We start from the raw sequence: 26,500 nt of genomic DNA, 5'->3' as shown, positions 1-26,500 counted from the left end.
GTCAGGCCGGGACGGGCTCGCGCGGCGCGGGCTCGGACAGCAGCGGCGGGGCGCTCGGCGCGTTGAGCACCTCGTCGTCCAGCAGCCCCTCGCTCCGCGCGACCAGCACCGGCACGGTGATCTGGCCCGCCACGTTGGTCGCGGTGCGCACCATGTCCAGGATCGGGTCGATCGCGTAGACCACGGCGACACCGGTCGCGATGACCTCCGGCGGCAGGTTCACCGCTCCGAGGGTCAGCGTGAGCATGGTGAACCAGCCGGTGGTGCCCGCGGTCGCGATGGCGCCGAACACGGCCACCGCGATGATCAGCAGGTACTGGCCGATCCCGAGGTGCACGCCGAACAGGTTCGCGATGAACACCGTCGCCACGGCCGGGTAGACCGCCGCGCAGCCGTCCATCTTCGTGGTCGTGCCCAGCGGCACGGCGAAGCTCGCGTAGTCGGCGTCCACGCCGAGGTTCGCCGCGGTCTGCCTGCTCAACGGCAGCGTGGCGCCCGACGAGCGGGACACGAACGCGAACTGGATCGCCGTCCACGCCTTCGCGAAGAACGTCACCGGGCTGACCTTGCCGACGAACCTGAGCAGCAGCGGGTAGACCACGAACAGCACCAGCAGCGACCCCGCGTAGACCGCGGCGATCAGCGAGAACAGCGGCTTCACGAAGTTGTTGCCGTAGGTCGCGAACGCCGAGCCGAGCAGCCCGAACACGCCGATCGGCGCGAGCAGCACGATCCAGCCGACGATCTTCTGGATCAGGTCGAACGCCGACCGGGTGAACGCGACGAACGGGGCCGCGCGGTCGCCGATCGCGTAGGCGGCGAAGCCGATCAGCAGCGAGATGAACACCACCTGGAGCACCTGGCCCTCGGTGAACGCGCTGAACAGGTTCGACGGCACCAGGCTGTCGAGGAACGCGCTCCACGAGCCGGTGTCGCGGGTGGCGAGCTTCTTGAGCACCGACTCCGACGGCGTCACCTGCACGCCGCCGCCGGGCTTGAAGACGATCCCGATGGCGAGGCCGATGAGCACCGCGATCAACGAGGTGGTGGCGAACCAGAGCAGCGTCTTGCCGCCGAGGCGGGCCGCCGTGCGGGACCCGCCGAGCCTGCGCAGGCTGGTGATGCCGACGACGATCGCGGTGAAGACGAGCGGGATGACCGTGAGCTGCAGCAGGTCGGTGAAGACGCCGCCGATCCTGGTCAGGGTGGTCACGAGCCAGGTCTGGCCGGTCTGCTTGGCCAGGAACCCGGTCAGGGCGCCGAGGACGAGCCCGGCGAGGACGGTGAGGCCGAAGACCTTCGGCCTGGTGTACGCGCGGATGAACGACACAACTGCTCCGAGGTGTGCGCGGGGACGGGCGGACGGGGGAGTGGCCCCGTGTCAGCCCGTGCTCTTCCTGCGGCCCAGATCGATGTGGCGGCGGCGCGTCAGCAACTCGTTCATGTCAGCTCCCCCAACGTCGCGAGCGTGGGTCGAGCTTCCCGAAAACCCCTGGTTGTGACCAGGGCTACCAGAGTGTGGACACCGCGACGCCGACTTCGGCGAGCAGCCCGCGGGTCAGCGGCAGGCTGATCCCGATCACGCTCGACGGATCGCCGTCGATCCCGTCGACGAACCAGCCGCCCAGGCCGTCCAGCGTGAACGCCCCCGCGACCTGCAACGGCTCACCGGTGGCCAGGTAGGCCTCCAGGTCCTCCTCGGACGGGCGGCCGAAGCGGATCGTCGTCTGCTCGCTGCCCGCGGCCCGCCCGACGACCTCGCCGCCGCGCAGCCGCAGCAGGCAGTGGCCGGTCAGCAGGGTGCCGGACGTGCCCGCCATCCGCCGCCAGCGGTCGCGGGCCGCCTCGACCGTTCCCGGCTTGCCCTCCAGGGTGCCGTCGGCGGTCAGCAGCATCGAGTCGCAGCCGATCACGACCGAGTCCGGGAACTCGGTGGCGACCAGCGGCAGGACGGCTTCCGCCTTCGCCACGGCCAGCGCCGTGACCACCTCGGCGGGCTTCGGGTCGACCAGCGCGGCGGCCACCGCGTCCTCGTCCACACCGGACACCCGGACCACGGGCTCGATCCCGGCGGCGCGGAGGACGGACAGGCGGGCGGGGGAGGCCGAAGCCAGGACTAGGCGCACGGCGGTGAGCTTAGAGCGGTCGGCCCCGCCACCGACGGGGCCGACCGCGGCACGGCTAAGCGGCTTGTTCGGCGGGCACCCGTTCGACGGGCGGCGGCACGGCGGCAGGCCTCCGCATCGCCAGCGCGCACGCGGTGCCCACCAGCAGCACCGCAACCAGCATCCACATCGTGTCGCCCGCGGCCCCGGTGAACGCCTCCGGGTAGTTGCCGCGGGATTCCGCCATCCGGCTGTCGAGCCTGGCCTGGAGCAGCACCCCGACGGCGGCGCTGCCCAGCACGGACCCGATCTGGCGCGAGGTGTTGAAGATGCCCGAGCCCGCGCCCATCAGCTTGCGGTCGACGCCGCGGGTGGAGATGTTGGCCAGCGGAGCGAACACCAGGCCCAGGCCCGCACCGCACACCAGCAGCGCCGGGATCAGCTCCCAGCTCTCGATGCCCGGCTCCAGCCGCCACGACAGCAGCGCGACGCCGAGCGCCAGCAGCGTGAAGCCGTCGGCGGGCAGGAACCGCGCCCACGGCCGGTCCGACAGCTTGCCCGCGATCGCGCTGAGCACACCGGACAGCAACGACATCGGGGCGGTCAGCAGACCGGACTCGACGGCGGACAGCCCGAGCACGGACTGGATGTAGATGATCAGCGGCAGGAACAGGCCCGTCACGCCGAAGCCGATCATCAGGTTGGCGACGTTGCCGAGCGAGAAGTTCCGGTTGGCGAAGATCCCCAGCGGCAGCAGCGGTTCCCTGCGGTTGCGGGCCTGCCAGACCACGAACGCGACCAGCAGCACGACACCGGCGGAGATGACCTCCGGGATCGTGATCGGGCCCCACACGTCACCCCACGCGAAGTGCTGGCCCTCCTGCACGCCGAACACCACCAGCGACAGGCCGACGCAGCACAGCGCGATGCCCAGCGGGTCGAAGCTGTGGCTGTGCCCCGGCTTCCAGTCCGGCACCAGCACCGCCGTCATCACCAGCGCGACCACGCCGACGGGCACGTTCACGAAGAAGATCCACTCCCAGCCGAAGTTGTCGACCAGGAAACCGCCGAGCAGCGGGCCGGTGACCGTCGCGACACCCGCGACCGCGCCCCACATGCCCATCGGGCCGCCGCGCTTGGCGGGCGGGAACAGGTGCGTGATGAACGCCATCGTCTGCGGCGTCATCATCGCCGCGCCGAGCCCCTGCACGCCGCGCGCGACGATCAGCATCTCGACCGACGCCGAAAGGCCGCACCACAGCGACGAGCCGATGAACACGACCAGCCCCACCATGAACAGGCGTTTCGGCCCGAATCTGTCCCCGAGTCTGCCGGTCAGCAGCAGCGGGACGGCGTAGGTCAACAGGTAGACGCTGTTGACCCAGATGATCTCGTTCAGGCCCGCGTCCAGGTCCTTGATCATGGACGGGATCGCGACGTTCACGATCGTCGTGTCCAGCAGGATCATGAAGAAGCCGATGCACAGCGCGGACAGCGCGGCCCACGGGTTGACTTGCCGGCTCATGGCCGGTCCTCCTCGAGTTCGTCGATGCGGCGGACGACCGCTTCGGGCCAGGTCAGCTCGTCGTTCACGAGCCGGTCGATCAGCCGCTCGACCCAGTCGAGCTCGGCTTGCCGCATCGCGCGGCCGTACGTGTAGTCGAGCCAGAACATCGGCTCGACCCCCTGCAGTTCCAAGTCGGTGATCGCCGCGTCCACCAGCGCCAGTTTCTTCTTCAGCACGTGAACCCGCCTGCGGAGCTCCGCGACCGCCTTCTCGCGGCGCTGCGTGTGCAGGTGCTGCAAGGCCATCGCGAACCGCGGGTACTCCACCGTCAAATCGGAGAGGCTCCCCAGCACCTCCTCCTGGAACACGTCGAGCCCGGTGGCGGTCAACCGGTACGTCGTCCGCTCCGGCCTCCTGCCCTCCCGGCTGGTCTCCACGACCTCGATCAGCCCGTCTTTCTCCAGCTTCTCCACCGCGTGGTAGAGCGAGCCGACGGTGACCTTGGTCAACCTGCCGAGCTGGCGGTGGCGGATCTTCTGCTGGATCTCGTACGGGTGCATGGGTGCTTCGTGCAGCAGTTCGAGGACGACCATCGCCAACGGGCGGATCGCGGACATGCGTGATGCTCCGATCATGATTATTCGATCTGGAGTATATGCACGGTCGCGTAGAACTACCGATGTGGGAGCGGTGTGGGGTTCGGCACGCTGGGCGTGGTGAAACGCTGGCAACTGGTCACCGCACACCCCCGACCAACCGGCTCCCGCCTGGCCGTCGTGGCGCTCCTGACGGCCGTGATCGCCGGCGCACTACTCGTGGGCCGCGTACTGGCCGCCGACCCGATCGGCTACGGCGTCCCCATCTGGCCGTTCGCCAACTCCGCGGACCAAGCCGAAGACCGCGTCATGCAATCCGTCGTAAAAGCCGCCCGCGCAGACGCCGCCTCACTCGGCAACCTGACCGGCATCCCCTCCGCCATCGCGGCAGGCGACGTCGAAGTCATCGCCACCAAAACCCAGCCAAACGGCATGGCCATCTGGCTACTACTCCGCCTCCACGTGCCCTCAGTGGGCACCCGCTGCCGCGAAGCAGTCGTCCTGGGCGCAACACCAGTAGAGGTCAACAGCCGCACCGTCACCTGCACCACTTAGCCCCACAACCCCAACACCGGCGGAGCCGCCCCCGCGCATCCGGCGCGGAGCGCCCGCCTGTCTTGCCGATGCGCAGCGAGGTGCCCTGCCGACGCGCAGCGAGGTGCCCTAACCCGGTACAGCCGACACAAGCGGAGCCAGACCTCCCCCTGCCCCCGATACACAGCGCCCTCCTGTCGCACCCCTGTTTGTCAAGGCATCTTTCCCGCCTTGACAAACAGGGGTGCGACATTGAGACAATCGCGCGCACGGGGGCCGGGCTCTGCCACCCCCCACCCCACCTACCCAGGCAACCCCGATGCCCTCCAAGCTCCAGGCCCAGCCCTCAAAACCCCCCGAACCCTCCGCCCCGGATCCCCCCACACCGACCGACCCCCCGGCGCAGATGCAGACCCAGCCCCAACCCCAGACCCAACCCCACCCACCACCACAGCGACCAAAGCCGCCACCTCAACCTCATCCGGCTCCCCCCGCACCACCCGCAGCGGAACCAACTCCCCCCCGCTCACAGCGGAATGTTCCCGTGCTTCTTGGGCGGCAACGTCTCCCTCTTGTCCCTCAACATGTGCAAAGCCCGAGCCACATACCCCCTCGTCAACGACGGCGGGATCACCGAATCCACGTACCCCCGCTCAGCCGCCACGTACGGGTTGCACAACGCGTCCTCGTACTCCCCCTGCAACCGGGCCCTCAACGCGTCCACGTCCTCCCCCGCGTTCACCGCGTTCGCCAACGTCTTCCGGTGCACGATGTTCGCCGCCCCCGAAGCCCCCATCACCGCGATCTGCGCCGTGGGCCAGGCCAGGTTCACATCCGCCCCCAGGTGCTTCGACCCCATCACGTCGTAAGCCCCGCCGTAAGCCTTCCGGGTGATCACCGTGACCAGCGGAACGGTCGCCTCCGCGTACGCGTAGATCAGCTTCGCGCCCCGCCGGATGATCCCGTTCCACTCCTGGTCCGTCCCCGGCAGGAATCCCGGCACGTCCACGAACGTCACCACCGGCACGTTGAACGCGTCGCACGTCCGCACGAACCGGGCCGCCTTCTCCGACGCGTCGATGTCCAGGCACCCCGCGTACTGGGTCGGCTGGTTCGCCACGATCCCCACCGCGTGCCCGTCCACCCGCCCGAACCCCACCAGGATGTTCGGCGCGAACAGCGGGTGCACCTCCAGGAACTCGCCGTCGTCCAGGACGCGGGTCAGCACCTCGTGCATGTCGTAGGGCTGGTTCGCCGAATCCGGGATGAGCGTGTCCAGCTCCCGGTCGGAGTCCGTGACCGAGTCCTCCAGCGCGCCGTGCAGCAGGTCCTCGGGCGCGTCGAGCACCGGCGACTCGGCCAGGTTGTTCGACGGCAGGTACGACAGCAGCTCCTTGACGTAGGCGATGGCGTCGTCCTCGTCGCTGCCCAGGTAGTGCGCGTTCCCGGACTTCGTGTTGTGCGTGCGCCCGCCGCCCAGCTCCTCGAACCCCACGTCCTCGCCGGTGACGGTCTTGATCACGTCGGGGCCGGTGATGAACATGTGCGAGGTCTGGTCGACCATCACGACGAAGTCGGTCAGTGCCGGCGAGTAGACGTGGCCGCCCGCGTTCGCGCCCATGATCAGGGAGATCTGCGGGATCACGCCCGAGGCCTGCACGTTGCGGCGGAAGATCTCGCCGTAGAGGCCGAGCGAGACGACGCCCTCCTGGATGCGCGCGCCGCCGCCCTCGTTGATGCCGACCAGCGGCCTGCCGGTCTTCAGCGCGAGGTCCATGACCTTGACGATCTTCTCGCCGTACACCTCGCCGAGCGAGCCGCCGAAGATCGTCACGTCCTGGCTGAACACGCACACCGGGCGGCCGTCGACGGTGCCGTACCCGGTGACCACGCCGTCGCCGTAGGGGCGGTTGGTCTCCAGGCCGAAGTTCGTCGAGCGGTGCCGGGCCAGCTCGTCCAGCTCGATGAACGAGCCCGCGTCGAGCAGTGCGTCGATGCGCTCGCGGGCGGTCTTCTTGCCCTTCGCGTGCTGCTTCTCGATCGCGCGTCGGGAGCCCGCGTTCACGGCCTCCTCGTTGCGCCGGTGGAGGTCGGCCAGCTTCCCGGCCGTGGTGTGGACGTCGGCCTCGTCGCCGACGGGTTCCGTCGCACTGCTCATGGCTCGGCAGCCTAATCACGGGTCCGGGGTCTTGTACTGATCAGTAGCAGACCTCACTGGATCGGTTCGCTTGACCTCCAGCGAGGTCGAGGTCGCAGGATTCACGGGTCCTCCCCGCCGTGCGCCCCGCTCCGGCCGGCGGCGGGGAGGACGCCTTCCTAGACTGTCGTGGGTGATCACGCCTTTGGACGTCGACGCGCTTCGGGCGCGTCTGGTAGGGCCCTACGCCTCGGTCGTCGTCGTCGACAGCACGGAGTCGACCAACACCGACCTGGCGAGGTCGGCCGCGCGCGGTGCGGTCGACCGGACCGTCCTGGTCGCGGAGGAGCAGACCGCCGGGCAGGGCCGCCGCGGCCGGACCTGGATCTCGCCACCGGGCAGCGGCCTCTACGTGAGCGTGCTGTTCCGGCCGGTCGGCGTCGCCCCGGCCCGGCTGCCGTGGCTGACGCTGATCGCGGGCGTCGCGCTGGTGCGGCTCGCCGAGTCGGTCGGCGTGAAGTCGTCGCTGAAGTGGCCGAACGACCTGCTGATCGGCCAGTCCGGGGCCAAGGGCGCCGGGGTGCTGGCCCAGAACGTGGGCGCGGCGGTCGTGGTCGGCATGGGCCTCAACGTGGCCCCGCTGCCCGCCGACGTCGAGCCGGGCCCCGGCGGTCTGACGCCCACCTCGCTGGCCGACGAGGGCGCGACCAAGCTGGACCGTACCGACCTCGCGGGGCGGCTGCTCGTGCACCTCAGCGAACTGGAGGCGGACTGGCGGGCCTCGGGCGGCGACCCCCGGCCGTCCGGGCTGCTCGACGAGTACCGCGCGCACTGCTCGACGCTCGGCCAGCGGGTGAGGGTCGAGCTGAGCGGCTCCTCCGAACTGGTCGGCACCGGGCACGACATCGCGGTCGACGGCACCCTCGTGGTGCGCCGCGACGACGGCGTCGACCACGCGGTTTCCGCGGGTGACGTCGTTCACCTCCGCCCGGCATAACGAACAGGTCGAAGGTCCCGACCGCCCCCTGCCCCCGGCGGTACGGTGGCTCGTCCATTCAGTGCTGCACACCCGGAGGATCGCCGTGGCGTACCCCGACGACCTGCTCAGCCCCAATGAGCACGTCGTGATCCACAAGCACTCGCACTGGAAGATGCTCCTTCTCCCGGTGTTCCTCCTCCTCGTGGTCGTCGCGGCGTGCGCCTTCCTCGCGTCGCTGGTCTCCGGCCAGTCGTGGGGCGGGATCGCGCAGATCGCGCTCATCGTCATCGGCGTCGTGCTGGCCGCGTGGCTGACGCTGACGCCGGTCATCCGCTGGCGCACCACGCACTTCATCGTGACCAGCGACCGGGTGATGTACCGCGAAGGTGTGCTCAAGCGCACCGGGCTGGACATCCCGCTGTCGCGGATCAACAGCGTCCGGTTCGAGCACAGCCTGCTCGACCGGGTGCTCGGCTGCGGCACGCTGATCATCGAGTCGGCGTCGGACGAGCCGCTGGAGTTCGACGACATCCCGAACGTCGAGCGCGTGCACTCGCTGCTCTACCGCGAGGTCAACGACAACCCGGACGACGACTACCGACCCGGTGAGGTCGTCGATGGGCGCGCGTGAGGTGTCTCGACGTGATTCCCCCAGCGGAGAGACCGTGAAGCGGAGTCTGCCCGACGTGGTCCCCGGTTCCGGGTTGCCGGAACGGGTGACCATCTGGGAGGTCGGGGCGCGGGACGGGCTGCAGAACGAGTCGGCGATCGTGCCGGTCGGGGTGAAGCTGGAGTTCCTCGACCGGATGGCCGACGCGGGCTCGACGGTGCTGGAGGCGACCAGTTTCGTGCACCCGAAGTGGGTGCCGCAGCTCGCCGACGCCGAGGAGTTGCTGGCGGGGCTGGAGAAGCGGCCCGGCGTCGTCTACCCGGTGCTGGTGCCGAACGAGCGCGGGCTCGACCGGGCGCTGGCGGCCGGGGTGCGCGACATCGCGATCTTCGCCAGCGCCACCGAGACCTTCGCGAACCGCAACCTCAACAGGACGCTCGACGAGCAGTTCGCCATGTTCGACCCGGTCGTCTCGCGGGCTCGTGCCGAGGGGCTGACCGTGCGCGGGTACGTGTCGATGTGCTTCGGCGACCCGTGGGAGGGGCCGGTCGCGCGCGAGCAGGTCGTGGGCGTCGGCAAGCGGCTGCTGGACATGGGCTGCTCGCAGCTCTCGCTCGGCGACACCATCGGCGTCGCCACCCCCGGACAGGTCAAGGCCCTGCTGGGGATGTTCGACTCGGTGGAGCCGCTGGCGGTGCACTTCCACGACACCTACGGGCAGGCCCTCGCCAACACGTACGCGGCGCTGGAGTGCGGCGTGACGACGGTGGACGCCTCCGCTGGCGGCCTCGGCGGCTGCCCGTACGCGGAGTCGGCGACGGGCAACCTGGCCACCGAGGACCTCGTGTGGATGTTGGACGGACTGGGGATCCGGCACGGCGTGGACCTCGACAAGCTGGCCGACACCAGCAAGTGGATGGCCGGTGTGCTGGGTCGTCCGAGCCCGTCGAACGTCGTGCGGGCGTTGCGGGGCTGACCGGGCGGAGGTCAGCCGCGGGTGGTGAAGATGCCGGTGAAGGTCAGCCGGTAGACCACTTCGCCGTCGCGGGTGGCCCTGCCCACGATCTCGACGAGGCCGAGTCCGGGCCTGGACCTGGACACCCTCGAGCTGATGACCTCCAGCTCGCACGTGAGCACGTCGTCGGCGAAGACCGGTGCCAGCCAGGAGAGTTCGCGGCCACCGGGTGAGCCCTGCGAGGTGGAGTCGGCCAGGACGTGGTCGACGTACTGGCGCATCCACAGCGATGCGGTGAACCAGCCGGACGCGGCCAGGCCGCCGAGGACGGAGCGCTTGCCCGCCTCCTCGTCGAGGTGGAACGGCTGGGGGTCGAAGCGCTCGGCGAAGGCCAGCATCTCGACGCGGTCGACGGCGACCTCGCCGAGCGGGATGATCCTTCCGGGCGTGAGGTCCTCGAAGGCGATCGTGCTCATGGTGGAGATACAACCACCTCGGTGGTGGGAACCTTCTTGTTGTGTGGCACGTCCAACGCGCGTGAACCGGAGGTGGCCGTGACGACAGATCACCGGGCCCAGGTCGAGGAGCTGCTCGCCGACTACCGGCGCAGCCGCGACCAGCTGGCGTCCGTGCAGCGCGATCTCGCGGCGATCACGGTCTCGGTGACCAGCGAGGACGGCACGGTCACCGCGACCGTCGGCTCCGGCGGGGCGCTGACCGGTCTCCGGCTGGCGGACAACGCTTACCGGGCGCACCGGCCCGACCGGCTCGCGGAGCTGGTCCTGAGGACGACCGAGGCGGCCGTGGCCAAGGCCGCCGAGCGGACCTACCGGACGTTGGCGCCGGTGCTGCCCGCGGACACCGACCCGGCGGCGCTCGTGCGCGGCACCGCGGACCTCAAGCCCGAGGAGATCGCGCCGCCGCCGCCCGCGCCGAGGCGTCCGGTCGCCGACGACGAGGACTTCGGGTTGCGCGACAGCTGGCTGGACGACATGGGGAGGACGCGATGAACGGCTTCGAGGTCGACCGGACCAGGTTGGTCGAGGGCGCGGGGGAGTTCACCGGGTACGCGGAGCAGGCGGGCAAGATCGCGGCCGACCTGTCGGGCGCGCTCGAGTCGTTCGGCGTGTGCTGGGGCGCGGACCAGATCGGGCGGAGTTTCGCCGGCGGTCACGTGGCCGCGGCGGACGAGTCGTTCGGCAAGCTCGACGGCATCTCCGGCAAGTTCGACGGTGTCGGCGAGCGATTCGCCGCCACCGCGCAGACGTACGGCCAGGTCGACGGCGGCGCCGCGGGCACGTTGCGCGACGTCCACAGCTGAGGGGCGCGACGATGGGCATCCAACTTCCACCGGAACTCGCCGACGTCGCCGCGAAGGCGGGCGTCAAGTGGCCGGAGGCCGACGAGGACGCGATGCGCGCGTCGGCCGCTGCGTGGCGCGACGCGGGCACCCGGATCACCGGGCTGGCGGGCGACTCGGACACGTCCGCGACCAGGACGCTGACCTCGATCAGCGGCGGGACCGCCGACGCGGCCCGCGGGCACTGGAACCGCGTGGTCGCCCCGGACGGCGACCTGAACACCGCCGCGAAGGGCTGCCACGCGGCGGCCGACCGGCTGGAGCACGGCGCCGACCAGATCGGCAAGGCGAAGGTCGAACTGGTCCGCGAACTGGTCAACCTGGCCAAGAACACCGACGCGGCGGGGCAGTGCGCCTCGGCAGGCCACCCGACCGCGCTCCTCGGCCTCGGTCCCGCGCTCGCGGGCGCCACGGCGAACGTGACCCACCTGACGAACACCCTCGCCGACTCCGTGCGGCTCGACAGCGGCGTGGACGTCGGCGCCACCGCCCCGCCGGTCAACGCGAACCCCGGTTCGCACGGCGGGCTGCTGGACGTCGTCGGCGGCACCCTCGACCAGACCGTCGGCGCCGTCGCGGCCCCGGTCGCCGCCGTGGTCGCGCCGGTGGTGGACGTCGTCCCCGCGGTGCTGGCCCCGGTCGCCGACGCGGTGCCCGCGCTGGTCGCCCCCGTGGCGCAGGTCGTGCCCTCCGTCGCCGCGCCGGTCACCGACCTGGCCTCGCACGTCATGGCTCCGGTCACCGATGCTGCTTCGCACGTCGTGGCCCCGGTCGCGGACGTCCTGCCGAAGTACGCCGTGCCCGTCACCGACCTGGCGCCGCAGGTGCTCGCGCCGGTCCACGAGGCCGTGCAGGCCGCGCCGCCTGTCGTCCAGCAGGGGTTCACGCCGCCGCTCCAGCTCCCGACCACGCTGGTCCCGCCGATGGCGGGCGCCGTGGACGTGGGCCAGGCCGGGCCGGTCTTCGACGCCGTGCCGGCGCAGCCCGACCACGTCCAGCCGATCATGGGCACCACCGACGGCACGGTCACCCAGGCGTCGGCGGCCCTGCTGGACCGCCCGCTGCTGCCGACCGAACTCCAGGCCCCCGCGCAGGCGGCGGTCCAGCCGCAGGTACCGCCCGCACCCGCCGCGCCCGTCCAGGGCCCGGCGCAGGCACCGGGCTTCGGCACCGCGGCACCGGCCGCCCCGGTCCCGTCCCCGGTCCCCGGAGCGACCCCGGCCGCGACCGGTGGCGGCGCCGGCGCGGTCGTCGGCACCCCGGCGCGCGCGGACCAGGGCCCCGCGCAGCGCGGGGCGGACCAGACGGCTGCCCAGCAGAGGACCGAGCAGAAGAGCCCCGGCCAGCAGCCGGTCCAGCAGTCCCAGCAGTCCCAGCAGGCCCAGCAGGGTCAGCAGGCGCAGCAGGGCCAGCAGGCCCAGCAGTCGCAGCAGTCGACGACCCCGGCGGCCAAGGACCTGAAGAAGCCGGACCAGGTCGCGTCCCCGGACGTGGTGGCGTTCTTCTACCTGCACGGCTTCCCGCGCGGCACGGCCCCCAAGGCCAGCGCCCGCCCGAGCGAGCAGACCGACCCCGCCTCCGGCGGCACCGGCCGGGTGGAGTCCGACGGCCTGCGCTTCCGCCCGCAGGACCACCCGCACGCCGACCTGGTCTCCACCCGGTGCGCCCAGCAGCGCCCGGCCCCGATCGCCGCGCTCGGCCCGGATCACCCGGTCGTGCGACAGCTCGCCGAGGGCTACGACCCGCAGGCCGGGCTGCACGAGCGCGACTGGGACGACAGGTACGTGCGGAGCGCCGAGCCGTTCGGCCTCGTCTGGCCCGACGCCGACACCCACCCCGAAGGCGGGTACGAGGCGGGCAGGCCCGACGTGCTGCCCGCCGGGTCCGAACTCGACCGCTTCGGCACCGAGGAGGGCCGGGTGCTCACGACGCTGGGCACCGGGTTCGCCGCCCGCTCGCTGCCCCCGGAGCACCTCGCTGCCGGGTACCGCCGCTACGTCGTGCGCCAGCCGCTGCCGGTGTGGCGGACGGTCTCCGCGCCGTGGTTCGGCCAGCCCGGCGGCGGCACCCGCTACCGCACGACCTACCCCGTCGCCGACCTCGTCGCGCTGGGCTACCTGATGGAGCTGGCATGAACACCGAGTCGATCGCGGGCTGGCTGCGGACCGTCGGCGTGCCCGACGACGTCGTGTCCATCGGCGCCGAGACCGACAACGCCTGGTGCCTCACCCGCGACGGCGACGGGTGGGAGGTGTTCTGGCGCGAGCAGGGCAACCGGTACGACTGGGCCCGGTTCGCGGGCGAGGACGTGGCCTGCCACTACCTGTTCGGCAGGCTGGTGTGGGCGCAGGTCGCGCGGGGCGCCGTGGGGGTGCTCACCCCACCCGCAGTACCTTGAGCACCTCGTCGTGCAGCAGGCCGTTGGTGGACAGCGCGCTGCCCTGGTCGTAGCGGCCGACGCCCTTGAGGTCGGTGAACCGGCCACCCGCCTCGGTGACGATGACCTGCGCCGCGGCGACGTCCCACGGGTTCACGATCGCCTCGGCGGCGATGTCCATGGCGCCCTCGGCGACCAGGCAGTGCGACCAGAAGTCGCCGAACGCCCGGTTCTCCCAGGTCGCGTCCATCAGCGCCAGGTAGGCGGCCTGCGAGTGGTACTTCGCCCACGAGCCGAAGTGCGTCGTGGTCAGGTAGGCGTCCTCCAGGGCGGCTACGCGGGACACCGAGATCCGCCGCTGCCCGAACGGGTCGGACGAGAACGCGCCCGTCCCCGAAGCTGCCCACCAGCGGCGGCCCAGCGCCGGGGCGCTGATCATGCCCACGACCGGGGTGCCGTCCTCGACCAGCGCGATCAGCGTCGCCCACGCGGGCACGCCGCGCAGGAAGTTCTTCGTGCCGTCGATCGGGTCCAGCACCCACGTGCGGCCGTCGCCGACCTCGCCGCCCCGCTCCTCACCCGCCACGGCGTCCTCCGGCCGGTGTTCGGCGAGCAGCGCGCGCACCGCGTCCTCGACCGCGGTGTCGGCGTCGGTGACCGGCGTGCGGTCGGGTTTCCGCTCCACGACGAGGTCGAGCGCGCGGAAGCGGGAGGTCGTGATCAGGTCCGCCGCGTCGGCCAGCAGGCGGGCAAGATCAAGATCACTGTTGGAGGTAGCCACACGCCGAATCGTGCCAGGCCTAGTGTGGGTTTCGTGAGCGTGGTCTTGTTGGCCGAGGATGACCCGGCAATCGCAGATCCACTGTCCCGAGCGCTTCAGCGCGAGGGGTACGCCGTGCACGTCGTGAGCGACGGGCCCACCGCGTTGGAGGTCGCCGTAGCCGGTGGCATCGACCTGCTGGTGCTCGACCTCGGACTGCCGGGGATGGACGGCCTGGAGGTGTGCCGGAGACTCCGCTCGGGCGGTCGAGGGGTTCCGGTGCTGATGCTGACCGCCCGGTCGGACGAGGTCGACTTCGTCGTCGGCCTGGACGCGGGCGCGGACGACTACGTTGCCAAACCGTTCCGGCTGGCCGAGCTGATGGCGCGGATACGCGCCCTGCTGCGCCGCCGCGCCCCCGGCACGCTGGAGGTCAACGGGGTCCGGATGGACCTGGCCGCCCGCCGGGTCGTCGTGGACGGCCGGGAGGTGCAGCTCGCGAACAAGGAGTTCGAGCTGCTCCGCGTCCTGATGCAGCGGTCGGGCCAGGTCGTGAACCGCGACGAGATCCTCTCCGAGGTGTGGAACGACCCGGAGCTCAAGGGCAGCAAGACGCTCGACATGCACATGTCGTGGCTGCGCCGGAAGCTCGGTGACGGCACCCTGCGCTCGGCCGAGAAGCGCATCGCCACCGTCCGGGGCGTCGGCTTCCGGTTCAACGCGGAGTAGGGCGTGTTTCTGGATCCGTGTTCGCGGTAGCCGGGCCCAGGGCGGCCCCTGGGGACACGGGCGGACGGCCCACGTACAACAGCGGTACGCGAGCCATCCGCCCGCACCGCCTGCCACCACGTCAGGCTCGACTCCCGTCGAACGAGGTCCGGGGAACACGCCCTGGGCCCGGTCGGGGGCACGGGCGGACGGTCCGGGTAGAACAGCGGTGTGCGCCGTCCGGGCGCACCGCCTGCCACCACGTCAGGCTCGACCCCCATCGGACGAGGTCCGGGAAACAGGCCCAATGCGCACCAGGATCATGCGGGCGATCATGCTCGCGGTCGCGGTGACGGGGTTCGTGCTGGGCATCCCGCTCGGCTGGACCGCGTTGCAGCTCGTCGACGACGCCGCGCACTCGGACCTGGCGTCGAGCGCCCGGCGGATAGCCGCCGCGCTGGACGACCAGATCGCCGACGGCGCCCCGATCACGCTGGACACCGTGCAGGTGGCCATCCCGCAGGGCGCCCACCTCGCGGTCCGGTCGGCGTCCGGCGACCAGGAGTTCGGCCCCGAGCTGGGCGTGGACGTGCTGTCGGAGGAGGTGCCGATCGCGCAGGGCGGCAAGGTCCGGCTGGAGATGCCGTCCGGCCCGATGCACACCCGCCAGGCGCAGGTCGCCGTGTCGGTCGTGCTGCTGCTGGTGCTGTCCGTGGCGACCGGCACCGTCGTCGCGACGGTCACCGCGCGGAGGTTGGCCCTGCCGCTTGGCCACGTCGCCGCGCGGGCCGCGCGGCTCGGCGCGGGCGACTTCCGCTTCGACGACCGCAGGCACGGGGTCGAGGAGCTGGACCTGGTGTCGCAGGCCCTGGACACGTCGGCCGGTGCGCTGGCCCAGCTCGTGCAGCGGGAACGCGAGCTGGTCGGCGACGTGTCGCACCAGCTGCGCAGCAGGCTGACCGCGTTGCAGCTGCGGCTGGAGGCGCTGGCCGACCACGACGAGCCGGAGACCGCGGCGGAGGCGGGTGCCGCGCTGGAGCAGGCCGAACGGCTGGCCGAGGTGCTGGACGAGCTGCTGGCCGCGGCCCGTGCGGCCCGGTCGGTGGACGCCGAACCGCTGGACCTGCGCGCCGAGCTGAGCGCGATCGCCGAGGAGTGGCGCGAGCCGCTGCGCGGGGAAGGCCGGGCGCTGCGCGTCCGGGTGCCCGACGGGATGCTCGCCAGGGCCACTCCCGGCAGGCTCCGCGAGGCCATCGGCGTGCTGCTCGACAACGCCCTCCGCCACGGCGAGGGTCAGGTGGTGCTGTCCGCGCGCAGCGACGAGACCGCCATCGTGGTCGAGGTCAGCGACGGTGGCGCGGGCGTGCCGGACGAACTGGCCAGCCACATCTTCGAACGCGGCGTCTCCGGCGGCGGCTCGACCGGCGTCGGCCTCGCGCTGGCCCGCGCCCTCGTCGACGCCGACGGCGGCAGGCTCGAACTCTCCACCGCCCGCCCCGCCACCTTCTCCGTCTTCCTGCCCGTCCCCAAAGCCCAAGACGTCGTCGGCGTCCCCTGGCGCACCGACCACACCCCCCGCTAACCGTTCGTGATCATGGAGGGGGCGAAGGCGAACCCTGTGCTCAGGAGTGGCTGAGACCTTTGAGGTCCTGAGAGTTGCTCTCGCCCTGAGCCCAGCGGGATTCGGAGATTGCGACTCGCAACTATTTGCGACTTGGGCAATTGAGTAACAACTACTCCAGCGATGACGATGTTCAGGAGACGGACATATTGATCATCACATGGAGGCTGTCAGCGTGGCAAGTGCGCTAATCGGATTCCTGGCATCCAGTGCCACGTTGCTGCTATCTCGATTTGCTGTTCTTCTTTATAGGTATCGGCGGTCGATTGCGAAAGAGTTTCAACCCTTCGGCGCCTACGTTTTAGGCAATTTACGACTAAGCTTAGGACGGCGCGTCAGTGTTGCACTTGCTCAACAGTTCGGTGTTCGTAAATATGCAGAGTTGAAACTTAAGAATTTCGACACGCACCTGTTCGTTCCTTCGGTGGAAGGTGCGCGAATAGAGATTGATACCGCCTACGTGCGACTATCGTTGTCCGGAATGGCGGAAAAACGAGTTCCAGATGAAGCACTTCTTGCCGATGATACTGGATCTGTTTTAATCTTCGGTGATCCAGGATCGGGTAAGTCGTCGCTAACGAAAAAACTCTTTCGTCAAGCGTGCAGGATGGCTTACGCTTCACCAGCATCGAATCGCCTTCCTGTTCATGTCGAACTTCGCGCTCTCGATTGGATACAAGCAAAAAGGCAAAAAAGAGAAGCGGGACCCTGGTTGCGGTCTGAAGTAATTAAGTGGGCAAGTGACGTTCGAGGGGTGCATGATCCAGGGTTTGCAATAGATGCATGGTCGCGCAAAAATGGTCTTATGGTTTTATTCGATGGTCTTGACGAGATTCCGGAAAGTTGTTTGGGATTTGCGGTCACGGCGATTCGGGAAGTGATCACTTCACTTCGCACCGAGTCGATCCGGACCAGCGTTATCGTTACAGCACGAACACAGCTTCGGGGCGCCATTCCTCGCGAGTTCGTATCCGGCATGAATTTAGTCTATACGCTACAGCCTTTCAGTCCAGCAGACATATTTGAGTTTCTTCGCAAATGGCCTTATCGAGACAATTGTCTTGAAGAGGCGCAACGCGTGTTTGCGACTCTGCTCGAGCGGAGAACTCTAGCAGAAATGTGTGGGAATCCGCTAATTCTTTCGATGTATGTCGCCCAGGATCAGCGCTATGCGAATTCTTCCAACCTTCAATCGGTTAGGCTACCTGACACTAGAACAGAATTTTATAGCAGTGTAATCGGCGAGCTCCTGTTGCATAGGAGGGCGCAGCAGTCTGGAGTTAGTCAAGGTGGTTCCGAAAAGCGTCGGTTGCGTGAAGAGCTTCTTGGACGTATAGCACTTGATCATTTATACGAGGGGGATGATCCAACTAATTCAATATCCTGGAAGAATGCAGTTGGGACAACTAGAAAAATTGTCGGCCTTCGGTCGGATGATTTGGCTGAAGCGTTTCTCCGGGACCTTTCTAGTAGTACTGGTATTTTTACCGAGGAACGACCGGGTGAGTCTCTGAGGTTTATGCATCTCACTTTATGTGAGTATCTTGCTGCTAAGGAAATAAGTGAAAGCGGTAAGCCTAGTTTTGCACAGTTGGCGACGGCGGCAATGAAGTCGGTTGATGGTAGAGATGCAGGCAGGCTGTCTGAGGTTTTAATATTTACCGCAACTTTGCTTAAGAGGTCTGACCGTCTTGAGGCCTTAATGGAGTTGACTAGGCAAGGAGCCCCGCATGAAGTAGTTATCCGAGCAGTCCGGGAATGCCAAGACTACGAGTCTGAGGCTTTCGAGTCTAGTGTGGATAAGCTTGAAGTATGGCTCCAAGCAGTTGAAGCGGATAGCTGGGATGAGCGATGGTTTGCTGCGGTACGCTTACTTATCACTTGTTTTGATGAATTGCGCCGCGTAGGTAGACCTAAGCGTTTGGTTGTCAAATATCGTACGGAATCGTTGCTTAAGCGCCTCATGAATGAGGATTCTATAAGACTGGATCGTCTTTTTGACCTATGGCTTCGTTATAGTCCGGCTGAGGCGCTTACGTTCGTAAGGCACCTGGAAAAAGTAGATGTGAGTTTTCAGGTGACTGAGCGTCTGGTTGAAGCAATGGATCAAATGGAGCTGCTGAATTTCGCAATTTCAAGGGTTTCTTCTCATCCTGAAGATCATATGACGTGGGCTCCTTTACTTGCAGAAGCAGCTTTGCGTAAGGATCTTGTGGCTGAGGTGTTGCTGCGCGAACCTGCTCCGAGATTTACTAAGCCGAAAACCGGATCTAATAGCTGGGAGAACTTTGGTCCAACGGCGGGGACGTTATTAGGATCCGTTCTTTCTGAAGCTGGTAGTAGTTTTCATGGACTACCCAGGGCCTCGCGGCAAAGTCTTCCAAGGGTCGGGTTTCTGTCGACTTCTTCGCCAAGGATGATGGCTAAAAACTCCGGTATAGCATTTTATGTTCCCATGGCGGCAATGATTAGAACCATTTTCCTTTCAGTGCTTTTGTCATTGCCGGTTTATATCCTCATTCAGGTTGTCTTTGGTGTTAACCTGGTGGCATTGCTAGGCTTTTCGGTGTCAATGGGGGCTGTATTTAAAAGCTTGACTTCTGGTTCGGATAAGTCTAACGAATCAATACGACTGCGTACTGTTAAGTCATCGTCCAATTTGCTCGGAATCGCACCGTCGAAAATTAATAGATTCCCGCCTTCTGTTGCATTTGTTGTCGCTGACAACGGTACTGCGACAACAATCTATGGCCGCGATCCGAATGTAAGAGCTATTCCTCGGTTGTCGCGGTCGAGGTGGCTGATGCCGGTTCCGATTGTCGTGGCAACCAGACATGGATTGCTCGTAGATTTACGTGGTTTGAGTTCCCATTTGCAGGCCTCGTACCTACTAAGTGATGTATTTCCTTTTGCTTCTGCGACCGAGGTCGATGCCCCTGCTCTTGAGCATCGTCGGGTGGACTTAATTTCGTTGATGGTGCTTCTTGTCGGCCCGGCTCGGTATCGGCGGCACATGCTTTTGCCAAATGGGGGTATTGACGAGGAGCTTGAGAATACTGTGGTCTCTTACGAGCGTATCCATGCAGAGGATTTGGTGAGAGCTCGCTGGGGGGAGAAGGAAACGCTCGCTCTCGTGGGTAGTGCAAGCCTGGTTGGTTCTATGGGGACCGGAACTTGGCAGATGGCGCGAAATGGATTTTTAAAACTTTTCCATGATGTGACGATGTTAGAGGCTATTGAAGTCCAGTTGGACACGAGTGTTGAGATGGTGAGGCTGAGTGGAGATATCGATCAAGCGCGTCTTGCCTTGATTCCGATGTGGCGGCAGCATTTGGGTCAGATTTTGGGTCAAAAAATAGGCCTGGAGAATGAATTGAGAACGCTTATCCGTGTAATTCACGTGTCTTTGCCTGCGGAGCAACAAAAATGGGTGCAGAAACATATGGTGGAGACGAGCGTCGAGCTGGGTGGAGACCAACTGACCCGCTAACTATGACCAAGCCCCTCCAGCTCCTCGTCAACCTCCGCCGGCGTGCCATGACCCTTGCGGGGGCGGCGGGCGTCGGCCTCCGGGAACACCCACTTCTTGTACGCGTACCAGCGGAACGCCATGGCGATCAGGGTGCCGATGAGCTGGGCGCTGACGAAGTCGGCGACCTCGACGGTCAACCGGCTGACGTCCGGGTAGCGCAGGTCGAACACGTAGCGCGACACGGCGAGCGGCAGCGAGTTCAGCGCGATGCCGATGCCGTTGACCAGGAAGAACAGCGCGGCCTCGTGGTGGCGTTCGCGCCCGCCCCTGGTCTTGAACGACCACTCGCGGTTCAGCACGTACGAGACGATGGTGGCGACCAGGGTGGCGATCACCTTCGCCGTGACCGGCTTGTCCAGCAGGATGGTCGACTTCAGGCCGATGAAGATGGCCGTGTCGATCACGAAGCACGTGCCGCCGACCACGGCGAACTTCAGCAGTTCGCGGTGTTTCAAGGCCAGCGAGCGGAACGGTTCGGGGAACCGGAGGACCACGTTCTCGACTACGGACACCGAGCCATTCTACGGAAATCGGGTTGAAGCACAGGTCAGGCGACCTCGCGACCTTCGGGGTCGGTCACCACGCGCAACCGGCCGGTCGCCCTGACGACATCGGGGCGGGCGTCGGCCTGGGGGAAGACCCACTTCTTCATGGCCCAGAACTTGAACGCCGTCGCGACCAGCATGCCGATGATCGAACCGCTGACGAAGTCCGCGATCTCCTCCGCGACCAGGGAGACAGCGGGGTGCTGGAGGCCGAGGAAGTGCCGCGAGATCCACAGCGGCAACAGGTTCAGCCCGACCGAGACGCCGCTCACGAGGAAGAACAGCGCGGCCTCGTGGTGACGTTCACGACCCCCGCGGGTGTGGAACGACCACTCGCGGCTGAGCACGTACGAGGCGATGACCGCGACCAGGATGCCGATGGCCTTCGCCGTGACGACCTTCTCCTGGAGCACGGTGAGCTTCAGCGCGTACCAGACGCCGTTGTCGACGAGGAACGTCGTCCCGCCCACCACCGCGAACCGGATCAGCTCCCGGTGCTTGTTCAGCAGGAAGCGGAGGGGTTCCGGCAGACGGCCCAAGGCCCGGCGTACGGCTGGCAGCACCGGGGCAGTTTACGGATGCGTGATCATCCGACTACGGAGGGGGCGGGCAGTACCCCGGCAGCAGGTCGCCGAGCACCGGCGGCCACCACGGCGGCAGGGGTTCGCACGAGGGCGCCGTCGCAGGTGGAGACGTGGTGGGCGGCTCCGCAGGGGGTGTGGACTCGACCGGCGGGGTGGTGGTTTGAACGGGCGTCCCCGGCTCCGTCGGGGGCGTCTCCGCGGGCGCCGTCGGTGCGGGAACGGCCTCGGCGGGCGGGGTGGTGGTCGTGGTGACCGGCGGCGGCGTGGTCGTCGGAGGCGCGGTGGTCGTCGTGGTGACCGGCGGGACCTCCGGGGTGGTCGACGGCGGCAGCACGGGCGCCTCGACACCGGGCAGCGGCGAGACCGGCACGTCGACCGCCGCCGACGCCGTGCCGACGGTCGCCCTGACCTGGACGGCGCCACCGCGCAGCGGCAGCCCGAACGCCCACGCGGACATCCGGTACGACCCGCCGCGCGGGAGTTCGGTCCGGCACTCGACGAGGTGGTCGCGCACCGAGCAGCCGGGGTGCGGGGACGTCAGCACGATGCCCTCGCCGGTGGTCAGGGTCAGCGTCAGCGGGGCGGACCTGGCGCCGGTGTTGGTCACCAGGACGTCCAGCCTCGGGTCCCAGAACGCCTGGTGCCACTTGCGGACGGTCAGCACGAGGTCGTCGCGCACCGGATCGACCCCGACGGCCACGGACACCGCGACGCTGAGGGTGGTGCCCGCGGAGACCGTCCCGGTGATCACACCGCCGACGGCCCCCTGGTCGGCCTGGAGGTTGAAGACGAACGTGGCGGTGCCGCCGGGCGCGATGCCCCGCGTGGTCGCGCAGCTCACCGTGCCGGTGCCCGCCGGGCAGGCGACGGTCTGCTCGGCGACCCCCTCCGGGGCCAGCAGGCGCGCGCCGCCGAACGACGAGACCGGGCCGACCGAGCGCACACCGGGCGGCAGCGCGAGGGCCGTGCTCGCGGGCTCGGAGGCGGACTCGCCGGTGTTGCGGATCGTGATCGGCAGCGCCTGCGGCGCCCCGCCGGGGGTCAGCTTGAACCCGCTCGGCACGGTCGACACCAGCGCCGCCGGGGTGGGCTGGGGTTCCGGCGCGGGCTGCGGGGCCTCCGCCGGGGGTGCCGCGGGAGCGGGCGCGGGAACCGGAGCGGGCGCGGGCGCGGGTTCCGGCAACGGCGGATCCGGCCGCGGCGCGGGCGTGGCGGGCGGGGGCACGACGGCGGGCGGCACGGGCGGCACGGCGGGCCGGCTCGTCACGACGGGCGGCGATGGCGGTTCGGCGATGGCGGGCGCGGAGGTCTCGCCGGAGGTCAGGCCGATCGCCACGGCCACGGCGAGCGCGGCGGTCGACATGGCCACGCCGAACAGCTGCCGGGGCAGCGACGCGACGGCCCCCGCGGCGCCGCCCGCCCCCGCGGCACCGGCGGCGGCGGCGGTCGCGGCGACGGCCTTGCCCGCCCCGGCGGACACGGCCAGGTAGCCGGTCGCGCCGATGCCCAGCACCAGCGGTGCGACGAAACCGCGCAGCGCGCCGTTGACGTCGGACAGCTCGGCGGCCAGCGCGCGGCACCGCTCGCACTCGTCGAGGTGCGCCTCGACCTGGGTCGTCTCGCGCTTGGACAGGCCGCCGCGGGTCCACGCGCCCAGCCGGTCGACGGTCGCGCGGCAGCGGTCGGACGTGGTCTCGGTCAGGTGCACCTGGAGGTAGGCCTGGCGCAGGCCTTCACGGGCGCGGTAGGCGAGCGCGGACACGCCGTTGGCGGTCAGCCCGAGCACCGGACCGACCTCGGCGGGCGACTGGCCCTCGATCTCGGTGTGCCACAGCACGGTCTGCCAGCGCTCGGGGAGCCGGGCGAACGCCTGCGCCGCCATCGACCGCTCCAGCCCGGCGACGGCCGTGTCGCGGAACGGGACGCTCACCGCCTCGGCGGGCACACCGGACACCGCGGCCACGTCGTCGGACAGCTCGACCTTCCGATCGCGCCGGGTCTTGTCGTACGCGGTGTGCCGCAGCGACGTCAGGAGGTAGGCGCGGAAGGCCGCGTCCGGGCCCCGGCCACCACGGAGCGTGTCCAGCACCTTGGCGAAAGCCTCGGACACCAGATCATCTGCCTCGGCAGGGGAACGGGTCAGCTGGCGGGCGAGGTTGTAAGCCGCCGAAACGTGGCGTTCGTACAGCTCGCCGTACGCTTCGATCTTCCCGCCGCGCACGGATTCGATCAGCTCCGAGTCGCTCGGTCCCCGGACGTCAGCAGGAACGGTCGCCACGTTTTCCCTCCCTCGTGGCGGCCAGTGTGACTCACGTGGTCGCTCACCGTCACCTCAAGCCCCCCGACTGGTCGGGTGAACTCCCGTCACGGGCGCGGCCCCGCGGCGTCCCGTGGTAGTGAACCGACCGGGAGGGGAGACGACCCACGTGGGTGTCGCACAGGCGGAACGCGTGCTGAAGTCGAAGTGGCGGACGGCGAGCCTCGCGGCGGGCTGGCCCTTCCCCCGCGACTGGCCGTTGAGGGAGGTCGACGACGTCGTCACCGCCATGCTGGACACCGCCGACCCCGGCGACGCGCTGGTCCGGTTGGGCCGGGCGCGGGCGGAGGCGGGCGCCGGTCTCGGCGAGACGCTGCTGGACCTCGCGGCGCTGCACGCCGTGCTGGACGGGCAGTGCGGCGTGGTCGCCCCGAACGTCGACGCGCTCCCGTCGCGGATGCTGCGGCTCACCGCGACGGGCTGGGCGGACGTGCTCACCGAGGAGGCCGCCGACCGCGGCGCCGACGACCCGCTGACCGGGCTCGCGACCCGCGGCTACCTGCGCACCAGGCTGTCGGAGCTGTACCGCGAGTCGGCGCGGCCCGACGACGGCTACGCGCTCGTGCTGGTCGGCCTGGACCTGACCCGCGCCACCGGTTGGTCGCGCGTGGTCGCGATGACGCTGGTCTCGGACGTGCTGCGGACCGTGTTCGACGGCGGCGAGACGCTGGCCTCGCTCGGCCCGTCCGTCGCCGCGGTGCTGACCCGGCGCGACGCGGCCCTGGCCCGGCGGATCTCCGCGGTGCGGGTGCTGGCCGCCGACCGGCTCGCCGTCGACCCGCACGTAAGACCCGCCGGCCCCGCCGAGGTCTGGTCGGAACACCTCCCCGCCACCCACGAGGAAGCCTGCGGGCTCCTCGCCGCACTCGGCCGCTGACACCCCACCTCCGTGCCGGGGCGCTGAACCCCTGTCCAGCGCCCGATCCGCGTCCCCACCCGAACGCCCGCCGCTCCCCGGAGAGGCGGGCGTTCGCGGGTTCGGGCTTGACACCCCTCCGTGTGATCCACTTAGCTAGTGTCTTAGCTGAGTGACACAATTTGGAGGTGGCGTGGTCGAGTTCCGCATCGACAAGGCGAGCGGCCTCCCGGCCTACCTGCAACTGGCCAGGCAAGTGCGGGAGGCCTTGCGGCTGGGGTGGCTCAAGCCGGGCGACCGGCTGCCGACGGTCCGCGACGTGGTCGCGACCAGCGGCGTGAACGCGAACACGGTCCTGAAGGCCTACCGGGAACTGGAGCGCGCGGGCCTGCTCGAAGCGCGCCAGGGCTCCGGCACGTTCGTGAAGGCCACCCTGGGGTCGGTCGATCCCGAGGTGATGGACCGGCTGCGCGGCAAGCTCGTCGACTGGGTGGACGAGGCGCGGGCGGCCGGGTTGGAGGACGAGGACATCGACGCGCTGGTCGGGTCGGTGCTCACCGAGGGGGAGAGGATCGAGGTGCCATGACGGTTGTGGTGGAGACCGCCGGGATCGCCGTGCGGGGGCTGGGCAAGAGGTACGGGAAGTCGTTGGCGCTGCACGACTGCACGTTCGACCTGCCCGCGGGCAGGGTCGCCGCGCTGGTGGGCGCGAACGGCGCGGGGAAGACGACTTTGCTGACCGTCCTTTCCGGACTGCTGCGGCCCGATGAGGGGGAGTTCGCCCTGCGGCCGGGCGAGCGGGTGGCGTTCGTGTCGCAGGAGAAGCCGGTGTACCGGTCGTTCACGCCGAAGGCGATGCTCGAGTTCGGCGCGTGGTTCAACCTGGAGTGGGACCAGGATCGGGCGCGGAAGTGGCTGGAGCGCTTCGACATCCCGCTGGACCGCAAGTGCGGTCAGCTCTCCGGCGGGCAGCGCACGCAGGTCGCGCTGGCGGTGGCGATCGGCTCACGGCCGTCGCTGCTCCTGCTCGACGAGCCGCTGTCGGACCTGGATCCGTTGGCGCGCAACGAGGTCATGCGGGAACTGCTCGGCGAGGTCGCCGAGTCGGGGACGACCGTGGTCCTGTCGACGCACATCGTCACCGAGCTGACGGGGGTGGCCGACCACCTGTTGTTGTTGGCGCACGGGAAGCTGCTCGCGGGTGGTGACCTGGACGAGCTGCTCGCCGCGCACGTGGTGGTGGTGGGGCCGCGGGCGTCCCGGTCGCCCGTGGCGGGGGAAGTGCTGTGGGACAAGCACTCGGACGGCCAGTCGCTGTTCCTGGTGGAGGTGTCGACCGCGCCGGTGGTGGCCGCGCCGTGGGTGGTGCGGCCGGTGACGTTGGAGGACTACGTGCTGGCGCGGCTGTCGGCCACGCGCAAGGGGGATTCGGCATGACCACGGTGACGAGGCCGAAGGTGACCTTCGCCGATGTGCTCCGGGTGGCGTGGCGCAGGCACCGCACGCTGATCCTCGCCACGGCGGCCCTGACGGCCGCCCTGACCGCGAGCGTGCTGTGGTCGGCGGAAACGATGGAGGCCGGGCCGGGCAACCTGGCCGGCGTCTACTTCCGGCTGTTCTGGCAGCCCCAGGAGATCAACCTGCTGCTCGGAGCGGCGATCGCGGTGTTCTGGGGGGCGCCGCTGGTGGCGCGCGAGCACGAGGCGCGGACGAACCTCGTGGCGTGGGGGCAGGACGTCCCGGCCACCCGCTGGCTGACCGGCCAGGTGGCGCTGCTCGGGTTCTTCGCGGCCTGCTTCGCCACGGTGCTGGGTCTGTCCGAACAACACTTGACCAGCAGGATCCGCGAGATCACCGGTGGCAGGCTGAATCAGCCGTTCACCGCCTGGTTCGAGGTCGCTCCGCAGCTCCAGATCGGCTACGCCCTGTTCGGCTTCGCCCTCGGCGTGGCGGTGAGCGCCCTGGTCCGGCGGACCCTGCCCGCGATGGGGATCGCGCTGGTGGTGTTCGGGGTCGTGCGGGTCGCGATCATCGAGCGGGGTCGTGCGCGCTTCCTGCCGCCGGTGCACACGTTCGAGCCGTGGAACGACAACTACCAGCACCAGGTGCCCGACTACGCGATGTACGTCGGCAGCGGCTACGGCGATGTGAACGGCGTCCCGGTGACCTACCAGCAGAGTTGGGGCTGCGGCGGTCTGACCTCCGGGGAGAACCTCGACTGCCTCAAGGCCAACGGGGTGGCGGGTCACTACGCCGACTTCCAGCCGGTGGAGCGGCTCGACCTGTTCCGGTGGATCGAGACCGGGATCTTCCTCGTCCTCACCGCCGCGCTGCTGGCGCTGGCCTGGTACTGGCTCAAGCGGGCCCGTCGGGTCTAGCCGGTGTCGGGAGTCCACGTTTGTGCAGGTAGAGTGACC

At 68.9% G+C, this 26,500-nt stretch carries 26 protein-coding genes; 15 read left to right on the top strand and 11 right to left on the bottom strand.

Features of this window, described 5'->3' with window-relative positions:
- Position 1 precedes the first annotated feature (1 nt).
- The 4 genes from RM788_RS20970 to RM788_RS20955 all read right to left on the bottom strand — a co-directional run bounded on the left by RM788_RS20970 (position 2) and on the right by RM788_RS20955 (position 4,229).
- Complete coding sequence (locus RM788_RS20970) at positions 2-1,330, bottom strand: dicarboxylate/amino acid:cation symporter (protein WP_315933409.1); 1,329 nt, start codon at positions 1,328-1,330, stop codon at positions 2-4.
- Between the two features lie 178 nt (positions 1,331-1,508).
- Positions 1,509-2,126, bottom strand: a complete 618-nt coding sequence (locus tag RM788_RS20965) for a Maf family protein (protein WP_315933408.1) — start codon at positions 2,124-2,126, stop codon at positions 1,509-1,511.
- A 55-nt stretch (positions 2,127-2,181) separates the two neighbouring features.
- Positions 2,182-3,630, bottom strand: coding sequence for a DHA2 family efflux MFS transporter permease subunit (locus RM788_RS20960; protein ID WP_315933407.1), 1,449 nt, complete (start codon positions 3,628-3,630; stop codon positions 2,182-2,184).
- Positions 3,627-4,229 carry a PadR family transcriptional regulator gene (locus tag RM788_RS20955; RefSeq protein ID WP_315933406.1) on the bottom strand — a complete coding sequence of 201 codons (603 nt, stop codon included), beginning with the start codon at positions 4,227-4,229 and terminating at the stop codon, positions 3,627-3,629. The genes RM788_RS20960 and RM788_RS20955 overlap by 4 nt, the downstream gene beginning before the upstream one ends.
- A gap of 75 nt (positions 4,230-4,304) precedes the next feature.
- Between RM788_RS20955 and RM788_RS20950 the strand changes: the two genes are divergently transcribed.
- Positions 4,305-4,763, top strand: a complete 459-nt coding sequence (locus RM788_RS20950) for a hypothetical protein (protein ID WP_315933405.1) — start codon at positions 4,305-4,307, stop codon at positions 4,761-4,763.
- A 281-nt stretch (positions 4,764-5,044) separates the two neighbouring features.
- On the opposite strand, the gene RM788_RS20945 is transcribed toward RM788_RS20950, so the two are convergent.
- On the bottom strand, positions 5,045-5,239 hold the full coding sequence (locus RM788_RS20945; protein ID WP_315934696.1) for an acyl-CoA carboxylase epsilon subunit: 195 nt from the start codon (positions 5,237-5,239) through the stop codon (positions 5,045-5,047).
- 29 nt (positions 5,240-5,268) lie between these two features.
- The gene (locus RM788_RS20940) at positions 5,269-6,900 is read right to left on the bottom strand and encodes an acyl-CoA carboxylase subunit beta (RefSeq protein ID WP_315933404.1); all 1,632 of its coding nucleotides are present in this window, start codon (positions 6,898-6,900) and stop codon (positions 5,269-5,271) included.
- A gap of 175 nt (positions 6,901-7,075) precedes the next feature.
- Between RM788_RS20940 and RM788_RS20935 the strand changes: the two genes are divergently transcribed.
- From RM788_RS20935 to RM788_RS20925, 3 genes are all read left to right on the top strand, one after another.
- Positions 7,076-7,876, top strand: a complete 801-nt coding sequence (locus RM788_RS20935; RefSeq protein ID WP_399345050.1) for a biotin--[acetyl-CoA-carboxylase] ligase — start codon at positions 7,076-7,078, stop codon at positions 7,874-7,876.
- Between the two features lie 85 nt (positions 7,877-7,961).
- Positions 7,962-8,489 (top strand): PH domain-containing protein, encoded by a 528-nt coding sequence (locus RM788_RS20930; RefSeq protein ID WP_315933402.1) that lies wholly within the window; start codon positions 7,962-7,964, stop codon positions 8,487-8,489.
- Positions 8,476-9,444 carry a hydroxymethylglutaryl-CoA lyase gene (locus RM788_RS20925; RefSeq protein ID WP_399344245.1) on the top strand — a complete coding sequence of 323 codons (969 nt, stop codon included), beginning with the start codon at positions 8,476-8,478 and terminating at the stop codon, positions 9,442-9,444. The genes RM788_RS20930 and RM788_RS20925 overlap by 14 nt, the downstream gene beginning before the upstream one ends.
- Positions 9,445-9,455: 11 nt before the next feature.
- Here the strand turns inward: RM788_RS20925 and RM788_RS20920 are convergent, their stop codons facing one another.
- Positions 9,456-9,899 (bottom strand): MaoC family dehydratase, encoded by a 444-nt coding sequence (locus RM788_RS20920; protein WP_315933400.1) that lies wholly within the window; start codon positions 9,897-9,899, stop codon positions 9,456-9,458.
- Between the two features lie 78 nt (positions 9,900-9,977).
- Between RM788_RS20920 and RM788_RS20915 the strand changes: the two genes are divergently transcribed.
- The 4 genes from RM788_RS20915 to RM788_RS20900 are packed head-to-tail and all read left to right on the top strand — an operon-like array spanning position 9,978 to position 13,181.
- On the top strand, positions 9,978-10,433 hold the full coding sequence (locus RM788_RS20915; protein ID WP_315933399.1) for a YbaB/EbfC family nucleoid-associated protein: 456 nt from the start codon (positions 9,978-9,980) through the stop codon (positions 10,431-10,433).
- Positions 10,430-10,744, top strand: a complete 315-nt coding sequence (locus RM788_RS20910) for a hypothetical protein (protein WP_315933398.1) — start codon at positions 10,430-10,432, stop codon at positions 10,742-10,744. Before RM788_RS20915 ends, RM788_RS20910 begins: the two co-directional genes overlap by 4 nt.
- A gap of 11 nt (positions 10,745-10,755) precedes the next feature.
- Positions 10,756-12,918, top strand: a complete 2,163-nt coding sequence (locus RM788_RS20905) for a TNT domain-containing protein (protein ID WP_315933397.1) — start codon at positions 10,756-10,758, stop codon at positions 12,916-12,918.
- Positions 12,915-13,181 carry a hypothetical protein gene (locus RM788_RS20900; protein WP_315933396.1) on the top strand — a complete coding sequence of 89 codons (267 nt, stop codon included), beginning with the start codon at positions 12,915-12,917 and terminating at the stop codon, positions 13,179-13,181. Before RM788_RS20905 ends, RM788_RS20900 begins: the two co-directional genes overlap by 4 nt.
- On the opposite strand, the gene hisN is transcribed toward RM788_RS20900, so the two are convergent.
- Positions 13,159-13,941 carry a histidinol-phosphatase gene (gene hisN, locus RM788_RS20895; protein WP_315933395.1) on the bottom strand — a complete coding sequence of 261 codons (783 nt, stop codon included), beginning with the start codon at positions 13,939-13,941 and terminating at the stop codon, positions 13,159-13,161. The two genes, RM788_RS20900 and hisN, sit on opposite strands and share 23 nt — an antisense overlap.
- A gap of 33 nt (positions 13,942-13,974) precedes the next feature.
- Here hisN and RM788_RS20890 point away from each other — a divergent pair, with 33 nt between their 5' ends.
- The 3 genes from RM788_RS20890 (at position 13,975) to RM788_RS20880 (ending at position 19,739) form a co-directional block, all read left to right on the top strand.
- Positions 13,975-14,649, top strand: a complete 675-nt coding sequence (locus RM788_RS20890; protein ID WP_315933394.1) for a response regulator transcription factor — start codon at positions 13,975-13,977, stop codon at positions 14,647-14,649.
- Between the two features lie 286 nt (positions 14,650-14,935).
- On the top strand, positions 14,936-16,210 hold the full coding sequence (locus RM788_RS20885) for an ATP-binding protein (protein WP_315933393.1): 1,275 nt from the start codon (positions 14,936-14,938) through the stop codon (positions 16,208-16,210).
- A 199-nt stretch (positions 16,211-16,409) separates the two neighbouring features.
- Complete coding sequence (locus tag RM788_RS20880) at positions 16,410-19,739, top strand: NACHT domain-containing protein (protein WP_315933392.1); 3,330 nt, start codon at positions 16,410-16,412, stop codon at positions 19,737-19,739.
- Here RM788_RS20880 and RM788_RS20875 read toward each other — a convergent pair.
- From RM788_RS20875 to RM788_RS20865, 3 genes are read right to left on the bottom strand one after another with little or no spacing between them, the layout of a single operon-like run.
- Complete coding sequence (locus RM788_RS20875; protein ID WP_315933391.1) at positions 19,736-20,293, bottom strand: GtrA family protein; 558 nt, start codon at positions 20,291-20,293, stop codon at positions 19,736-19,738. The genes RM788_RS20880 and RM788_RS20875 overlap by 4 nt on opposite strands.
- A gap of 35 nt (positions 20,294-20,328) precedes the next feature.
- On the bottom strand, positions 20,329-20,886 hold the full coding sequence (locus RM788_RS20870; protein WP_315934695.1) for a GtrA family protein: 558 nt from the start codon (positions 20,884-20,886) through the stop codon (positions 20,329-20,331).
- A gap of 34 nt (positions 20,887-20,920) precedes the next feature.
- Complete coding sequence (locus RM788_RS20865) at positions 20,921-23,188, bottom strand: sigma-70 family RNA polymerase sigma factor (protein ID WP_315933390.1); 2,268 nt, start codon at positions 23,186-23,188, stop codon at positions 20,921-20,923.
- Positions 23,189-23,336: 148 nt separating this feature from the next.
- Between RM788_RS20865 and RM788_RS20860 the strand changes: the two genes are divergently transcribed.
- The 4 genes from RM788_RS20860 (at position 23,337) to RM788_RS20845 (ending at position 26,461) form a co-directional block, all read left to right on the top strand.
- Positions 23,337-24,104, top strand: a complete 768-nt coding sequence (locus tag RM788_RS20860) for a nucleotidyl cyclase domain-containing protein (RefSeq protein WP_315933389.1) — start codon at positions 23,337-23,339, stop codon at positions 24,102-24,104.
- 172 nt (positions 24,105-24,276) lie between these two features.
- Positions 24,277-24,669, top strand: a complete 393-nt coding sequence (locus RM788_RS20855; RefSeq protein ID WP_315933388.1) for a GntR family transcriptional regulator — start codon at positions 24,277-24,279, stop codon at positions 24,667-24,669.
- Positions 24,666-25,520, top strand: a complete 855-nt coding sequence (locus tag RM788_RS20850) for an ABC transporter ATP-binding protein (protein ID WP_315933387.1) — start codon at positions 24,666-24,668, stop codon at positions 25,518-25,520. The genes RM788_RS20855 and RM788_RS20850 overlap by 4 nt, the downstream gene beginning before the upstream one ends.
- A complete protein-coding gene (locus RM788_RS20845) occupies positions 25,517-26,461 on the top strand; it encodes an ABC-2 membrane transporter-related protein (RefSeq protein WP_315933386.1) in 945 nt (314 codons plus the stop codon). Before RM788_RS20850 ends, RM788_RS20845 begins: the two co-directional genes overlap by 4 nt.
- Positions 26,462-26,500 lie beyond the last annotated feature (39 nt).

It is taken from the genome of Umezawaea sp. Da 62-37 (genome assembly GCF_032460545.1).
Taxonomy (GTDB): Bacteria; Actinomycetota; Actinomycetes; order Mycobacteriales; family Pseudonocardiaceae; genus Umezawaea.
Note: the sequence above shows the minus strand (reverse complement) of the source record. Positions and strands in the feature narration are given on the sequence as shown.

Coding starts and splice junctions, on each gene's coding strand:
- RM788_RS20960 (WP_315933407.1), bottom strand. CDS start 3,630: ATGAGCCGGCAAGTCAACCCGTGGGCCGCGCTGTCCGCGCTGTGCATC.
- RM788_RS20955 (WP_315933406.1), bottom strand. CDS start 4,229: ATGTCCGCGATCCGCCCGTTGGCGATGGTCGTCCTCGAACTGCTGCAC.
- RM788_RS20940 (WP_315933404.1), bottom strand. CDS start 6,900: ATGAGCAGTGCGACGGAACCCGTCGGCGACGAGGCCGACGTCCACACC.
- RM788_RS20925 (WP_399344245.1), top strand. CDS start 8,476: ATGGGCGCGCGTGAGGTGTCTCGACGTGATTCCCCCAGCGGAGAGACC.
- RM788_RS20920 (WP_315933400.1), bottom strand. CDS start 9,899: ATGAGCACGATCGCCTTCGAGGACCTCACGCCCGGAAGGATCATCCCG.
- RM788_RS20910 (WP_315933398.1), top strand. CDS start 10,430: ATGAACGGCTTCGAGGTCGACCGGACCAGGTTGGTCGAGGGCGCGGGG.
- RM788_RS20905 (WP_315933397.1), top strand. CDS start 10,756: ATGGGCATCCAACTTCCACCGGAACTCGCCGACGTCGCCGCGAAGGCG.
- RM788_RS20900 (WP_315933396.1), top strand. CDS start 12,915: ATGAACACCGAGTCGATCGCGGGCTGGCTGCGGACCGTCGGCGTGCCC.
- RM788_RS20885 (WP_315933393.1), top strand. CDS start 14,936: ATGCGCACCAGGATCATGCGGGCGATCATGCTCGCGGTCGCGGTGACG.
- RM788_RS20880 (WP_315933392.1), top strand. CDS start 16,410: ATGGAGGCTGTCAGCGTGGCAAGTGCGCTAATCGGATTCCTGGCATCC.
- RM788_RS20850 (WP_315933387.1), top strand. CDS start 24,666: ATGACGGTTGTGGTGGAGACCGCCGGGATCGCCGTGCGGGGGCTGGGC.
- RM788_RS20845 (WP_315933386.1), top strand. CDS start 25,517: ATGACCACGGTGACGAGGCCGAAGGTGACCTTCGCCGATGTGCTCCGG.